This is a genomic window from Rhodococcus sp. 2G (genome assembly GCF_001886355.1).
Lineage (GTDB): Bacteria > Actinomycetota > Actinomycetes > Mycobacteriales > Mycobacteriaceae > Rhodococcus > Rhodococcus pyridinivorans.
The window spans coordinates 1,356,265-1,370,420 of sequence record NZ_CP018063.1; the positions used below are offsets into that span (position 1 = coordinate 1,356,265).

The window sequence follows — 14,156 nt, forward strand, 5'->3', positions numbered from 1 at the left end:
AGTCAGGCTACCGCTCCCGAGGTCCGCCGCCTGCGACGATCAGCCCTCGACGATCTCGAACTCGTCGAACACCACTTCACCGGCCGCATCGGACTCGCGGAGGTTCACCTCGCCGATCAACGCCCAGCCGTGATCGCCCTGCGGATCGTGCAGGGTCTGACGCACCCGCCACAACTCGGGACCCATCTCGACGGTGAACAGCAGCGGTCCACGCGCGTCGGGGCCGGTACCGATCTCGTCGTACTCGTCGAAGTACAGCTCGAGCAGGTCCTCCCAGTCCTCGGCGTCGAGACCGTCGCCGAGGGCCGCGAGTTCGTCCCAGCGTCGACGCGAGGCCAGTTCGACCCGCTTGAACATCGCGTTGCGGACCATGACCTTGAACGCGCGGACGTTCGCGGACAACGGGCGAGGGGAGTCGACGCCGAACGCGATCTGCTGGTCGTCGGATTCCACCCCGGGATGGGTGAGGGACTCCCACTCGTCGAGCAACGATGAGTCGACCTGCCGGATCAGCTCGCCGAGCCACTCGATGATGTCCTCGAGTTCCTCCGTGCGCGCGGCGTCCGGCACCGTCTGCCGCAGCGCACGGTAGGCGTCGGCGAGATAGCGCAGGACCAGCCCCTCGGAGCGGGCCAGGCCGTAGTGCGAGACCATCTCGGAGAAGGTCATGCTGCGCTCGATCATGTCGCGCACCACCGACTTCGGGGACAGGGGGAACTCCGACACCCAGGGATGCCCACCCCGGTACGTCTCGAAGGCCGGCTCGAGCAGCTCCACCAGCGGCTTGGGCCAGGTGATCTCCTCGAGCAGTTCCATCCGCTCGTCGTACTCGATGCCGTCGGCCTTCATCTGTGCGACGGCCTCACCGCGTGCGGCATGCTGCTGCGCCATGAGCACCTGACGGGGATCGTCGAGGGTCGATTCGATGACCGACACCACATCGAGCGCGTAGGTGGGGGAGTCGACGTCGAGCAGTTCGATCGCTGCGAGGGCGAACGGCGACAGCGGCTGGTTGAGCGCGAAGTCGCGTTGCAGGTCGACGGTGAGGCGGGCCCGGCGCCCGAACTCGTCGGGCTCGTCGAGTTGCTGCACCACACCCGCTTGGAGCAGGCCCCGGTACAGCGAGATCGCCTTGAGGATGTGCTTGCGCTGCGCCGGACGGGGTTCGTGGTTGTCCTCGAGCAGATGCCGCATCGCGTCGAAGCAGTTGCCCGGTCGCGCAATGACGTTGAGCAGCATCGAGTTGCTCACCGAGAACCGCGACTGCAGCGGTTCGGGCGACGCCGCGATCAGCTTGTCGAAGGTGCCCTCACCCCACGAGACGAACCCTTCGGGTGCCTTCTTACGCTGCACCTTCCGGCGCTTCTTCGGGTCGTCCCCGGCCTTGGCGAGGGCCCGGACGTTCTCGATCTCGTGCTCGGGGGCCTGTACGACGACGGTGCCCATCGTGTCGTATCCCGCGCGGCCTGCGCGACCGGCGATCTGGTGGAACTCGCGCGCCTTGAGCTGCCGGGTGCGGGTGCCGTCGAACTTCGTCAGGCCCGTGAGCAACACGGTGCGGATCGGCACGTTGATGCCGACGCCGAGCGTGTCGGTTCCGCAGATGACCTTCAGGAGCCCGTCCTGCGCGAGCTTCTCGATCAGGCGCCGGTACTTCGGCAGCATGCCCGCATGGTGCACACCGATACCGTGCCGGACGAGACGCGAGAGGGTCTTGCCGAAGCCGGTGGAGAACCGGAAGTCGCCCAGCGCGGTGGCGATCGCCTCCTTCTCGGCCTTCGTGCACATGTTCACGCTGGTCAGGGCCTGGGCGCGCTCGAGGGCCGCGGCCTGGGTGAAGTGCACGACGTAGACGGGTGCCTGATGCGTGGTGACGAGTTCTTCGATCGCTTCACCGATGGGTGCCTGCGAGTACGAGAAGGTCAACGGGACGGGTCGTTCGGAGCCCGAGACCTCCACCGTCGGCCGTCCGGTGCGGCGGGTCAGATCCTTCTGTAGGAAGGTCACGTCGCCGAGCGTCGCGGACATGAGCAGGAACTGCGCGTGCGGCAACTCGATGAGCGGAACCTGCCACGCCCACCCGCGGTCGGGTTCGGAGTAGAAGTGGAACTCGTCCATCACGACCTGGCCGATGTCGGAGTCCGGTCCTTCGCGCAACGCGAGATTCGCGACGATCTCGGCGGTCGCGCAGATGATCGGCGCTCCGGCGTTGACCGATGCGTCGCCGGTCATCATGCCGACCTTGTCGGCACCGAAGACGTCACACAGGGCGAAGAACTTCTCGCTCACGAGCGCCTTGATAGGGGCGGTGTAGAAGGTTCGCTTCCCGGCAGCGAGCGCGAAGAAGTGCGCGCCGAGCGCTACCATCGACTTTCCCGAGCCGGTGGGCGTGGCGAGGATGACGTTGGAGCCGGCGACGAGCTCCATGAGTGCTTCCTCCTGCGCCGGATACAGCGAGATGCTACGATCCGTCGTCCAGGTGGTGAACGCGTCGAACAGCGCGTCGTCGTCGACGGGGTCGGGTATCAGATCGGGAAGCAGCACTTCTCCAGGCTAGTCGGAAGGACCCGACCCACCGCCGCGGGTCGCGTGGCCCGGCGTGTAGTGCAGGTCAGGTGGCGCTGCGCTCGTCCGAACCCATCGCGCCGAGCACCGCCATGCGGGTCTCCGGGCCACCGCTGATCTGCGACTCGCTCACACCCGACACGAGGAGCCGGCGCCAGCGGTCGAGGTCGAACTCCAGGGGAGCGGTGGTCTGCAGGAAGTTCTCGACCACCCGCAGGAAGCGCAGCGGGTCGTCGCGGAACGGGAAGTGGCCGGAGCCCCGGAAGATCTCGAGACGTGAACCGGGCATGGCCGAATGCGCGAGATAGGCGTGGGCGATGGGGATGACGCTGTCGTGATCGCCCCAGATGAGCTGGACGGGAAGGTTTTCCGTCAGATAACAGCGGTCGAGCATGGTCACCACCTGACCGCGCCAGTCGACCACCGCGCGCAGCGTGCGCAAATACGCTTCGTAGGCCGTGGGGTCGGGGAGGTTCCCCAGTACGCGCACCAGATCCGAGGTGTCGTGCAGCAGGGCACCGGGCCTCAGTGGCGATCCGTTGACCCGGTTCAGCATCGCGCCGGCAGCGCGCAGGACGGGCATCGCCCCGGGCAGTCGCAGGACCCGCAGCGCTTCGCTGACGATCGGCACCGAGATCAGCCGCAGGGCAAAATGGACGTCCTTGGTGACCCCGCCGGACGCGACGAGCACCAGACGCTCGACCATGTGCGGGAACTGGTAGGCGAACTGCATCGCCACCCCGCCGCCGAGCGAATGGCCGATCACCGTGACCGATTCGATCCCGAGGACCGACAGCAGGTCGCGCATACCGTTCGCGTAGGCGGCCACCGAGTAGTCGGCCCGCGGCTTGTCGGATCGACCGTGCCCGAGCAGGTCGGGGGCGATCACGGTGTACTTCTCCGCCAGGTGCGGGATCACGTCCTGCCAGGTCGACGAGTCGTCACCGATTCCGTGTACGAGCAGCAGTGCGGGACCGCTTCCGGCCAGGCGGAACGCGCGTCGGTAACCGTGGATCGTGCGGAACACGATGCGGGGTTCGTTGTCCGGAACCGGGCGGAGCGTCCGGGCGCGCGGTGGAACCATGAGCGTCTCCTGCGACGTCGGTGATCGCGTGGTGGTAGTCAGGCTGCCCGACCCGTGGCCGAGAACCGGACACACCTACCACTGTGGCATGTCGCCGAAGCGTACATGTCTGTATGTGACGTCGACAACGACGATTGTGACGATCATGAAACATCCGGCGAACCCGCCGTGGTGTCAACGCGGAGCGGAATCGTCCCCGTCGTCCGGGTCGAACTCGCCGAATCCGCCGTCGCCGGTTCCTCCGTCGTCCGGACCGGGGAGATCGCCGCCGGGACCGGCGCCGCGCCGGTCGTATTCGGCGAGGAACCGCTCGAACTCCGCCCCGATCTCCTCACCCGTCGGCAGACTCTCGTCGGTCGGCAGGGGAGAGGTCTGCTGTTCCTGGGCGGCGACGTAGCTGTCGTATTGCCGCTCGAGCGCGTGCACCACGCCGAGGACCTCGGCATTGTCCTCGATGTGCTCGTCGATCTGCTCCCGCACCCGCGCCGCGGCCTCACCGAGCGCCTGCAGAGACAGCTCGAGGCCGCCGACCTCTGCGACGTTCGTCAGCAGCGTCTCGGCGGCCGCCGGATAGTCGGTCTGGGCGAGATAGTGCGGCACGTGCACGGAGAAGCCTACGGACTCGTGCCCGTGCTGGCCCATGCGGTATTCGAGCAGCGACGACACTCCCGCGGGCACCTGGAGCTCGCCCGACCAACGGTGGTGCCCCGCGATGAGGTCCTTGTTCGTCGAGTGCGCGGTGACCGCCAACGGCCGGGTGTGCGGGATCGCCATGGGGATCGCGTTGAGTCCGATGGTCCGCCGCACCCCGAACTGCTCGGCGAGCAACCGCACCGCGGTGATGAAACGCTCCCACTTCAGATCCGGCTCGGCACCCGCGAGCAGTAGGAACGGGGTGCCGGCCTCATCGATGAGCGCGTACAGGTTCAGTTCGGGCTCGGCGTAGTCCGAGAAGTGGTCGGCCTCGAACGTCATGAGCGGCCGACGCGACCGGTAGTCGATCAGTTCGTCGACGGCGAACGACGCGACGAGCTCGGTCTCCAGACTCTCGCGCAGGTGCGTGGTCGCCAGGCGCACCGCGTGTCCCGCGTCGGCGAAACCTTCGAGACCGTGCACGAGGACCGGCCCCTCACCTTCCGGGGAGGTGAGCTGCGGAGCCGGGAATTCCAGCTCGTACATGCGGGACTGTTCGTCCATCTGCGAACCACTCCGATCACACTTCGTCTCGGCATCTCCGCCGGGGTCACCCGACGTGGCATGGTGGTGTTCGAGTCTAATCGACGCTACGACGACCGATTCCGGGGCGCACATCCTGCCCGACGTCGACGACCGAGGGAGGTTCGGGTGACCCGACGCGACACTCGTCCGAGGCGCCGCGCATCGGCCGCCCGAAGCGCGGTGGCGACAGCGTGCCTGATGCTCGCATCCGCCTGCTCCCAGACCGTCTCCGGCGACCCCCGGCCCGAACCGGCAGCCCTGACGGGAACCGCGCCTGCACCTGCACCCGCGATTGTCCGGGCACCGGGCGAGCTGGTGCTTCCTCCCGAACGTTTTCCCGAACCGTACGTCGCGGTGGTCCTCCCACCGGAGGCCGTGGCGCAGGCAGCGCCCGACCTGACCGGGATCCAGCCCGGCTCGAAGGTCGATCCGGGCGGATGTCTGCCGCCCGCGCAGAATTACGGCCCCGAGAGCACCGCCATGGTGGTCGGTACCGACAACGCCAGTCGCGCGACGATCAGTGTCGAGGTCACCCGTTCCGCTCCGGACGTCGGCGAGTACCGCACCTATCTCACCGAGTGCTCGCAGGTGGACGCCACCGTGCGGGGGATCACCTCGACCGTCTCGACCGTCCTCGGCGACGATCCCGCCATAGCCGTCGACGGGGCCGAGACGCTGGCCCTGACCCGCACGGTCGACTCCGGCAGGGGATCGGGTGGCATGACGCAGTCGATGGCCGCGCGGATCGCGCAGATCGGGGACGTGCGTGTGACGGTCACGTACCTGTCCTTCGACGCGGCGCCGCCCGACGCCGACAATCTCGACCTCGTGTTCCGGGAGGCCGTCGACTTCGCCGCCCGCCCCTGACGGGGCCGGGCGCGCACCCTAACAGCGTTCACCGACGGGATCGTCCGTTCGGCACGGGTCGACGATGCCGGTCGCGGAGTTGTCCACAGCCGGCCGGTTCATCCCCAGAAGGCCGCGGAACGACCCCGGGAGTCGCTTTCCGCTCGGGCCGATGGGCCACGGTTCGAGCATGACAACTTCCACGCCTTCGTCGTCGCATCCCCTCCGTCTCACCGATGTCGGTGACGTGATCGCCGCCCTGCCCGCCCTCATGGGCTTCCCGCCGATGCGTTCGATCGTCGTGATGTGCCTGACCCCGACGGGTGACGCTCCGACCCGCCCGAACGGGAAGGTGGCGAGTATCGGCGCCGTGATGCGGCACGACCTCGTCCTGCCCCGGCCCGGAGAGTCGGTCCCGGAACCCATGCGCGCGGCGTTCCGGCGCTTCTGCGCCGTCTGTGCCCGCGAGGGCGCGGAATCTGTGGTGGCCGTTCTCGTGGACGACGATCTCATCGACCGGCACGATCCGGTGATCGCCGACGTGTGCAGGCTCGTCGACGACTTCGCCGACCATCTCGACGCCGTCGGCATCGACCTGGCGGGGGTGTACGCGCTACCGGAGATCACCGGTGGAGCGACCTGGTTCGTGCCCGGCCAGAACATCACCGGCAGCGTGGCCGATCCCGGGTCCTCGGTGGTCGCGGTGGCCCGGGTGTTCGAGGGCAGCCCGATCCGCGGCTCCCGCACCGAGCTCGCCGCACTGCTCGCGCCGTATCCGCCGGCGGTGAGGCAGGAGGTCGCGCGGTGTATCGACGAGGTCGTCGAGACCCGCGACCGCGAGTACGAACGCTGTGCCCGCGAGGGCGGCGGCGAACGCGCCGACCGTCTCGAACTCGAAACCGTGCTCGCACACATCGAGACGTACGCCGGCGGAACGGATCCCAGCGCGTCCGACATCGCCGAGCTGGCCGTCCTGCTCGCCAACCGCACGGTGCGCGACGCCGCCATGGGACTTGCGACCGGACCGCTCGCACGGCCGGCGGAGCGTCTGTGGACCGAGCTCGCCCGGGCCCTGCCCGATCCCGAGCGGGCCGATGCCGCCGCGCTTGTCGGCTTCGGCGCTTACGTGCGCGGCGACGGTCCGCTCGCCGGGGTCGCGCTCGCAGCGGCCCTCGAATCCGATCCCCGCCACCGGCTTTCGGATCTGCTCGACCAGGCCCTGCAGGCGGGACTGCGTCCCGAGTCGATCCGTGGCCTCGCGGAGACCGGACACGAGATCGCGGCGCGGCTGGGACTCGAACTGCCGCGCGGCGACGAACCGTCCTGAACCGGAGCCGTGTCCTCGATCAGCGTCGAGCAGCGTGCAGCCGGTCGCCGAGAGACCGGGTGAACTCCCACGCATCGGAGACGATCTCGTCGAGATCGGTGTGCTGGGGGTTCCACCCGAGCTCGGAGATCGCGCGGCTGCTCGAGGCGATGAGCACGGCCGGATCACCGGCACGGCGCGGCGCGTCGACCGCTGCGATCGGCAGGCCCGTGACTCGCTCGCACGCCGAGATGACCTCGCGGACGGTGAAGCCCTCTCCGCTGCCGAGGTTGTAGATGCCGTGGCGGCCGGGTTCGGACTTCGTCAGTGCCAGTACGTGGGCGTCGGCGAGATCCTTGACGTGGATGTAGTCGCGCACCGCGGTGCCGTCCTTGGTCGGCCAGTCGGTGCCGAAGACCGAGATGTGATCGCGCACACCGAGAGCGACCTGCAGCACGAGTGGGATCAGATGCGTCTCGACGACCCGGTTCTCCCCGGCACCGCCGTAGGCGCCGGCGACGTTGAAGTACCGCAGACTCGTCGCCGCGAGACCGTGAGCGTGCGCGTACGAGGAGATCGCATGATCGATGGCGAGCTTCGACGCACCGTACGGGTTGGTCGGCCGGGTGGGCGCGTCCTCGGTGATCGGCACGCTGTCGGGTTCGCCGTAGGTCGCGGCGGTGGAGGAGAACACCAACCGTGGGGTACCCGAGCGGCGGACGGCCTCGAGCAGGGCCAGGGTGGTCACCACGTTGCCTTGCCAGTACTTCTCGGGGAACTCCACCGACTCGCCGACGAGGGACTGTGCACCGAAGTGGAGGACGCCGTCGAAACGGGATCCGGAGAGCAGTTCGTCGGCGACGGCCGCGATGTCGCCCTCGACGAACTCGGCACCGGTGGGCACCGCTTCGGCGTTCCCGGTGGACAGGTCGTCGACGACCACGACGTCGTGGCCCTGCTCGAGCAACACGGTCGTGCACACGCTGCCCACATAGCCGGCGCCGCCGGTCACCAGAAGTCTCACGCTGGACATCCCCTTTTCGCACGCCCGTACCGGACATGCGAAAAGGGGCCTGGGTCAGACCTGCTTCACCTGCACGGCGTGGGCCATCTCGTCGGAAAGCTCGAAGCTGTCGTGACCGGCCACGGTGATGGACACCGAGCCCGGTCGCGTCTCGACTGTAACCCGCGCGTCCGGGACCACACCGGCCTCACGCAGTCGCGCGATGACCTCGGGGTCGGACTGGACGTACTCCGCGAGCCGGCGTACCACGACCGCGGTCGGCTTGCCGTGCGGGATGTCCGTCAACCGCACCAGCTTCTCGTCGAGGACCGCCGTGCGGTCGAGGCCGAGCTGGGCCAGTCCTGGAATGGGGTTGCCGTAGGGGGAGGTGGTCGGGTTGTTGAGCACCTCCACGAGACGGCGCTCGACCTCCTCGCTCATCACGTGTTCCCAGCGGCATGCCTCGGCGTGCACGTTCTCCCAGTCGAGACCGATCACGTCCACGAGAAGCCGTTCCGCGAGCCGGTGCTTGCGCATGACCGAGACCGCGAGATCGCGGCCCTTCTCGGTGAGCTGCAGGTGGCGGTCGCCGGCGACCCGGAGCAGGCCGTCGCGTTCCATGCGGGCCACGGTCTGGCTGACCGTCGGTCCGCTCTGTTCGAGGCGCTCGGCAATACGCGCGCGCAGCGGCACCACGCCTTCCTCTTCCAAGTCGTAGATGGTCCGGAGATACATCTCCGTTGTATCGACCAGGTCCTTCACTCTCACACCCCTTCGTCTGGGCCGATTCTAACCGTGCGAACAGGACGGTGGGGGCGCCCTCCGAGGCTCGCATGTCCGTGGGTGGACCAGTAGCGTCTGTGTCCATGACCACGAGCTCCACCGCGGCGGGCGGTACGACACAGCTGAGCGGCGATCGGATAGTGGTGTGGAGCCCCGACTACCTCGACTACCGATGGGGTCCGACACATCCGATGAACCCCACGCGTCTCGATCTCACGATGGCGCTGTCCCGCAGTCTCGGTCTCCTCGAAGGCGTCGAGACGGTCCGCCCGTCCCCTGCGGACGACACCGATCTGCTGCGCATCCACACCTCGTCCTACGTCGACGCGGTCAAGCGCGCGGGCTCCGCTCCGGAGGGAGCGGCACCCCCGGCCGACGCACCCCACGGTCTCGGCACCGAGGACAACCCGATCTTCCCCCGTATGCACGAGGCCAGCGCGACGCTCGCCGGGGGAACCCTCGCGGCCGCACGCGAGATCGCGAGCGGCCGGGCCCGCCGTGCGGTGAGCATCGGGGGCGGCATGCACCACGCGATGGCCGACTGGGCCGCCGGGTTCTGCGTCTACAACGACGCCGCCATCGCGATCTCGTGGCTGCTCGACCACGGCTACGACCGCATCGCCTACATCGACGTCGACGCCCACCACGGCGACGGTGTGCAGCACGCATTCCTCGGCGATCCCCGCGTCCTGACCATCTCCCTGCACCAGCATCCCGCGACACTGTGGCCCAACACCGGGTGGTCCAGCGAGGTCGGTTCGGGTCCGGCCGAGGGCACCGCGATCAATCTGCCGGTACTGCCGGGCACCGTGGACGCGTTGTGGTTGCGCGCCTTCCATGCCGTCGTGCCGGGCGCGGTCGCGGCGTTCCGCCCCCAGATACTCATCAGTCAGTGCGGTGCCGACAGCCACCGCGAGGACCCTCTGGCCGATCTCTCCCTGACCGTCGACGGCCAGCGCGCGTCGTATCTCGCGATGCGCGATCTCGCCGACCGCTACTGCGAGGGTCGCTGGCTCGCCGTGGGCGGCGGCGGTTACGGCCTCGTGCGGGTGGTGCCGCGCGCGTGGACCCACCTGATCGCCGCGGCGCTGGACCGCGAGATCGACCTGAGCACCCCGGTTCCGGCGGACTGGAGCGAGCGCGTCGGCGCTCTCGCTCCGAGCGTCGAACTGCCCACGGTCATGGGGGAGGGCTCCGACGTCTCGTACCTGCCGTGGGACGGTCCCGGTGGCACACCGGAAACGGGGATCGCGTCCCTGGACCGCGCACTGACCCGCATCGATTCGGCGATCATCGCCACGAGGCGGGCGGCCTTCCCGCTGCTCGGCCTGGACCCGGAGGACCCCCGTGACTGACCGGCAGAATCCCTCGGCGGCACCGGACTCCGCGTCTGCGACGGGCGCGGCCCCCGCGCAGGGTGCCGGGACGACAGGGGAGACCGACCCCGCGCGCGAGGCGGCGCTGGCGCGCGCCCGCGACTATCCGCGGCACTGGGTCGCCGACGTGCTGGCCTCGGACGGCGGTGTCGTACACCTGCGGCCGATCGTCCCCGAGGACGCTGACGCGATCGTCGCCTTTCACAGCAAACTGTCCGAACGCACCCGCTATCTGCGGTACTTCGGTCCGTACCCGACGATCTCGAAGAAGGACCTGTTCAACTCCACGGTCGTCGACCACAAGTCCCGGGTGGCGTTCGTCGCGGTGCTCGGCGACGAGATCATCGCCGTCGGGCGGTACGAGGGACTCTCGCACGAGGGCGACGGTCTCTCCGCCGAGGTGGCCTTCACCGTCGCCGACGCTCACCAGGGACGCGGTCTCGGTCCGATCTTGCTCGAACATCTCGCCGGCGCGGCCGCCGAGAACGGACTGCACACCTTCGTCGCCGAGGTCCTCGCCGAGAACCGGCACATGATCACGGTCTTCCGGGAAGCCGGCTACCAGGTCAGCCGCAGCTTCGAAGGGGGAGTCGTCCGGCTCGAGTTCGCGATCGACCCCACCGAAGCCCTCGTCTCGGTCCGCAACGCCCGCGAACGCGCCGCCGAGGCGCGCAGCGTGCGCAACATCCTCGGTCCCGGCAGTGTCGCCGTCATCGGTGCCTCCACCGACAGCCGCAAGGTGGGCAACGCCGTGCTGGTGAACATGCTGCGCAGCGGGTTCACCGGGCCGGTCTACCCGGTCAACGCCGAACACCGGTCCGTCCGAGGTGTCCGCGCCTACCCGACCGTCCGCGACATCCCCGATGAGATCGATCTCGCGGTCGCCGCCGTCCCCGCCGAATCGATCGACTCGGTGCTCGACGACTGTCTCGCGAAGGGTGTCAAGGCCCTGCTCGTCGTCTCGTCCGGTTTCGGCGAGACCGGACCGGAGGGTCGCGACGCCGAGCGGCGGCTCACGCTGGCCGCGCGGTCGCACGGTATGCGACTCATCGGGCCGAATGCTCTCGGTGTCGCCAACAACGATCCCGCCATCCGACTCAACGCGACCCTCGCGCCCGTGCTCCCGGCGTCCGGCAACGTCGGTTTCTTCTGCCAGTCCGGCGCCCTCGGCATCGCGATCCTCGACGAGGCCGCCAAGACGGGTGTCGGACTGTCGTCCTTCGTCTCGGCCGGCAACCGCGCCGACCTGTCCGGCAACGACCTGCTGCAGTACTGGGACACCGATCCTGCCACCGAAGTGGTGCTGCTGTATCTGGAGAGTTTCGGCAACCCGCGCAAGTTCTCGCGCATCGCGCGGCGGGTGGCGCGCAGCAAACCGATCGTCGCCGTCAAGAGCGGCCGCCACGCGGTGCCGCCGGCGCTCGCCGCCCGGACGGGGGAGATGGACGACACCATCGTGCGGTACCTGTTCGAGCAGGCCGGTGTCGTCCAGGTCGAGTCCATCGGCCAACTCTTCGACTCGGCCCTGCTGTTCGGTTACCAGCCGCTGCCCGCGGGTCCCCGCGTCGCCGTGGTCGGCAACTCCACCGCCCTGGGTCTGCTCGCCGTCGACGCCGCCCGCGGCCAGGGTCTGCAGGCACCGGACGCGGTAGATCTCGGCGCGCAGGCGTCGCCCGAGGAATTCGCCGAAGCCGTCGCCCGGGCGCTCGACTCACCCGATGTCGACTCGGTGATCGCGGTCTTCGTCCCGCCGGTCGCCGTCGACGTCCAGCCCTACGCGCAGGCCCTGCGCGACGCCGTCGCCGGGTCGGAGAAGCCGGTGGTCACGACCTTCCTGGCGACCGAGGGTATCCCCGACGTCCTGGCCGTGCGCGGACCGGACGGCAACCCGACCCGCGGATCCGTGCCGTCCTATCCCGGTCCGGAACGAGCGGCGCTCGCCCTGGGGCGGGCGTGGCGGTACGCGAAATGGCGCAGTCGTCCGCCCTCGCAGGTCGTGCGACCGGCGGGCATCGATCCCGAGCGCGCCCGTGCGCTCGTGGACGGCTGGCTCGAGACGACTCCCGAGGGTCGCTACCTGTCGGATACCGAGGCGGCCCTGCTGCTGTCCTGCTACGGAGTCGAGGTCGCGGACTTCCGCGCCGTCACCACCGAGGAGGAGGCGGTCGCGGCGGCGGACGAGATCGGCTTCCCCGTGGCGGTCAAGGCCACCGGTGCGCAGTGGCGGCACCGGCCCGATCTGACCGGGGTCCGGCTCGATCTCGTCGACGCCGATTCGGTACGGATCGCCTATTGCGACCTGGCCGCGGTGTCGGGGGAGCCGTTGATGCACGTGCAGCGGATGGCCCACAAGGGCATCGGTTGCGCGATCCGTGTGCAGGACGACCCGTCGTTCGGTTCGCTCATCTCGTTCGGTCTCGCCGGTGTGATCTCCGACCTGCTCGGCGACCGCGCCTACCGGGTTCTTCCGCTCACGGAGGACGAGGCGGTCGAGTTGATCGACGCGCCGAAGGCGGCGCCGTTGCTCTCGGGCTATCGCAATGCCGCACCGGTGAACAAGCCGGCACTCGTCGACTTCGTCCAGAGGATCTCGGCGCTCGCCGACGACCTGCCCGAGGTGCGCGAACTGGTGTGCGAACCGGTCCTGGCCTCGGTGGTGGGAGCCGAACTCACCGACGCGCACGTGCGGATCGGGCCCGAACCGCACCCGCTCGACCTCGGACCGCGCCGTCTGCGCTGACGGCAGTCCGGCGGCCGAACACCTGCCGGAGAAGGCCCCCCGACGGCAACGATCCCCGAGAACCCAGCCCGGTTCTCGGGGATCGGATACCGCTGACGCGCCCGGTCAGCTGGCGTAGGCGCGAAGGCGCTCGGCGCGGTCTCCTTCGCGGAGCTTGGCCATCACTTCGCGTTCGATCTGCCGGACACGCTCACGGGACAGCCCGAAGAGCTTGCCGATCTGATCGAGGGTGCGGGGCTGGCCGTCGTCGAGGCCGTAGCGCAGCCGGATGACCTGCTGTTCGCGCTCGTCGAGCGTCGCGAGGACGCTGCGGACGTCGCTGTGCAGGAGTCCGGCGATGACGGCGGTCTCGGCGGACGTCGCCTCGGCGTCCTCGATGAAGTCGCCCAGCGGGGCCTCCTCGTCGTTGCCGACGGGCATGTCGAGGCTCACCGGGTCGCGGCTGTGGTCGAGCAGGTCGGCGATCTTCTCGACGGGGATACCCGACTCGTTGGCGAGTTCCTCGTCGGTCGCCTCGCGGCCGAGCTGCTGGTGCAGCTCACGCTTGATGCGGGCTAGCTTGTTGACCTGTTCGACGAGGTGGACGGGGAGCCGGATCGTGCGGCTCTGGTCGGCCATTCCGCGGGTGATGGCCTGACGGATCCACCATGTCGCGTAGGTCGAGAACTTGAAGCCCTTCGCGTAGTCGAACTTCTCCATCGCGCGGATCAGGCCGAGGTTGCCCTCCTGGATGAGGTCCAGCAGGGGCATACCGCGTCCGGTGTAACGCTTCGCCAGCGAGACGACGAGGCGCAGATTCGCCTCGAGCAGGTGGCTGCGAGCGGCCTGTCCTTCGCGGACGATGATCGCGAGGTCGCGCTTCTTCGCCGCCGACAGACGCTTCTTCGTCTCGAGCAGGTGCTTGGCATACAGGCCGGCCTCGATCCGCTTGGCCAATTCCACCTCGTCGGCTGCGGTGAGCAGAGCGGTCCGTCCGATGCCGTTCAGGTAGACGCGAACGAGATCGGCTGCGGGGCTCTGACCGTCCAGGTCGGAATCGAAGCGAGCGGTGGTTTCGGGGCGTGCCATGACGTGCCTCCTCATCGGTGGTGTCTCACAGGGTTCAACGACCGGCGAAGCGGTGGAGTTCCCGTCGGTCTCGGAGTACCACCGCGCTGACCTGCACTAACCCGATGAGCTCCTGAGAAGTTGCTGAGAGAACCGAATCGTGGAACCTCAGGAACGCCCCGGAGGGG

Annotated in this window: 10 protein-coding genes; 4 read left to right on the plus strand and 6 right to left on the minus strand. The window is 68.9% G+C overall.

Annotated elements, in window-relative coordinates:
* Positions 1 to 39: 39 nt before the first annotated feature.
* The 3 genes from BO226_RS06390 to BO226_RS06400 all read right to left on the minus strand — a co-directional run bounded on the left by BO226_RS06390 (position 40) and on the right by BO226_RS06400 (position 4,846).
* Complete coding sequence (locus tag BO226_RS06390; protein WP_071934835.1) at positions 40 to 2,544, minus strand: DEAD/DEAH box helicase; 2,505 nt, start codon at positions 2,542 to 2,544, stop codon at positions 40 to 42.
* Positions 2,545 to 2,611: 67 nt separating this feature from the next.
* Positions 2,612 to 3,649, minus strand: a complete 1,038-nt coding sequence (locus tag BO226_RS06395) for an alpha/beta fold hydrolase (RefSeq protein WP_071934836.1) — start codon at positions 3,647 to 3,649, stop codon at positions 2,612 to 2,614.
* A 174-nt stretch (positions 3,650 to 3,823) separates the two neighbouring features.
* Positions 3,824 to 4,846, minus strand: a complete 1,023-nt coding sequence (locus BO226_RS06400) for a proteasome assembly chaperone family protein (protein WP_006551326.1) — start codon at positions 4,844 to 4,846, stop codon at positions 3,824 to 3,826.
* A gap of 219 nt (positions 4,847 to 5,065) precedes the next feature.
* Here BO226_RS06400 and BO226_RS06405 point away from each other — a divergent pair, with 219 nt between their 5' ends.
* Positions 5,066 to 5,734 carry a DUF5642 family protein gene (locus BO226_RS06405; protein ID WP_019289199.1) on the plus strand — a complete coding sequence of 223 codons (669 nt, stop codon included), beginning with the start codon at positions 5,066 to 5,068 and terminating at the stop codon, positions 5,732 to 5,734.
* Between the two features lie 169 nt (positions 5,735 to 5,903).
* On the plus strand, positions 5,904 to 7,040 hold the full coding sequence (locus BO226_RS06410; RefSeq protein WP_024100702.1) for a DUF4192 domain-containing protein: 1,137 nt from the start codon (positions 5,904 to 5,906) through the stop codon (positions 7,038 to 7,040).
* Between the two features lie 19 nt (positions 7,041 to 7,059).
* Here the strand turns inward: BO226_RS06410 and galE are convergent, their stop codons facing one another.
* Together galE and BO226_RS06420 are read right to left on the minus strand one after the other, a co-directional pair.
* A complete protein-coding gene (gene galE / locus BO226_RS06415; RefSeq protein WP_175427942.1) occupies positions 7,060 to 8,052 on the minus strand; it encodes a UDP-glucose 4-epimerase GalE in 993 nt (330 codons plus the stop codon).
* Between the two features lie 45 nt (positions 8,053 to 8,097).
* Complete coding sequence (locus BO226_RS06420; protein ID WP_006551330.1) at positions 8,098 to 8,784, minus strand: metal-dependent transcriptional regulator; 687 nt, start codon at positions 8,782 to 8,784, stop codon at positions 8,098 to 8,100.
* 104 nt (positions 8,785 to 8,888) lie between these two features.
* Here BO226_RS06420 and BO226_RS06425 point away from each other — a divergent pair, with 104 nt between their 5' ends.
* A complete protein-coding gene (locus tag BO226_RS06425) occupies positions 8,889 to 10,160 on the plus strand; it encodes an acetoin utilization protein AcuC (RefSeq protein WP_006551331.1) in 1,272 nt (423 codons plus the stop codon).
* A gap of 106 nt (positions 10,161 to 10,266) precedes the next feature.
* Positions 10,267 to 12,921, plus strand: a complete 2,655-nt coding sequence (locus BO226_RS06430) for a bifunctional acetate--CoA ligase family protein/GNAT family N-acetyltransferase (protein WP_071936370.1) — start codon at positions 10,267 to 10,269, stop codon at positions 12,919 to 12,921.
* 105 nt (positions 12,922 to 13,026) lie between these two features.
* Here BO226_RS06430 and BO226_RS06435 read toward each other — a convergent pair whose 3' ends face one another.
* Positions 13,027 to 13,989, minus strand: coding sequence for a sigma-70 family RNA polymerase sigma factor (locus BO226_RS06435; protein WP_016692730.1), 963 nt, complete (start codon positions 13,987 to 13,989; stop codon positions 13,027 to 13,029).
* Between the last annotated feature and the right edge of the window lie 167 nt (positions 13,990 to 14,156).

Excerpts from the sequence above, each read along its gene's own strand:
- BO226_RS06395 (WP_071934836.1), bottom strand. The coding sequence starts at position 3,649 with ATGGTTCCACCGCGCGCCCGGACGCTCCGCCCGGTTCCGGACAACGAA.
- BO226_RS06400 (WP_006551326.1), bottom strand. The coding sequence starts at position 4,846 with ATGGACGAACAGTCCCGCATGTACGAGCTGGAATTCCCGGCTCCGCAG.
- BO226_RS06405 (WP_019289199.1), top strand. The coding sequence starts at position 5,066 with ATGCTCGCATCCGCCTGCTCCCAGACCGTCTCCGGCGACCCCCGGCCC.
- BO226_RS06410 (WP_024100702.1), top strand. The coding sequence starts at position 5,904 with ATGACAACTTCCACGCCTTCGTCGTCGCATCCCCTCCGTCTCACCGAT.
- galE (WP_175427942.1), bottom strand. The coding sequence starts at position 8,052 with ATGTCCAGCGTGAGACTTCTGGTGACCGGCGGCGCCGGCTATGTGGGC.
- BO226_RS06425 (WP_006551331.1), top strand. The coding sequence starts at position 8,889 with ATGACCACGAGCTCCACCGCGGCGGGCGGTACGACACAGCTGAGCGGC.
- BO226_RS06435 (WP_016692730.1), bottom strand. The coding sequence starts at position 13,989 with ATGGCACGCCCCGAAACCACCGCTCGCTTCGATTCCGACCTGGACGGT.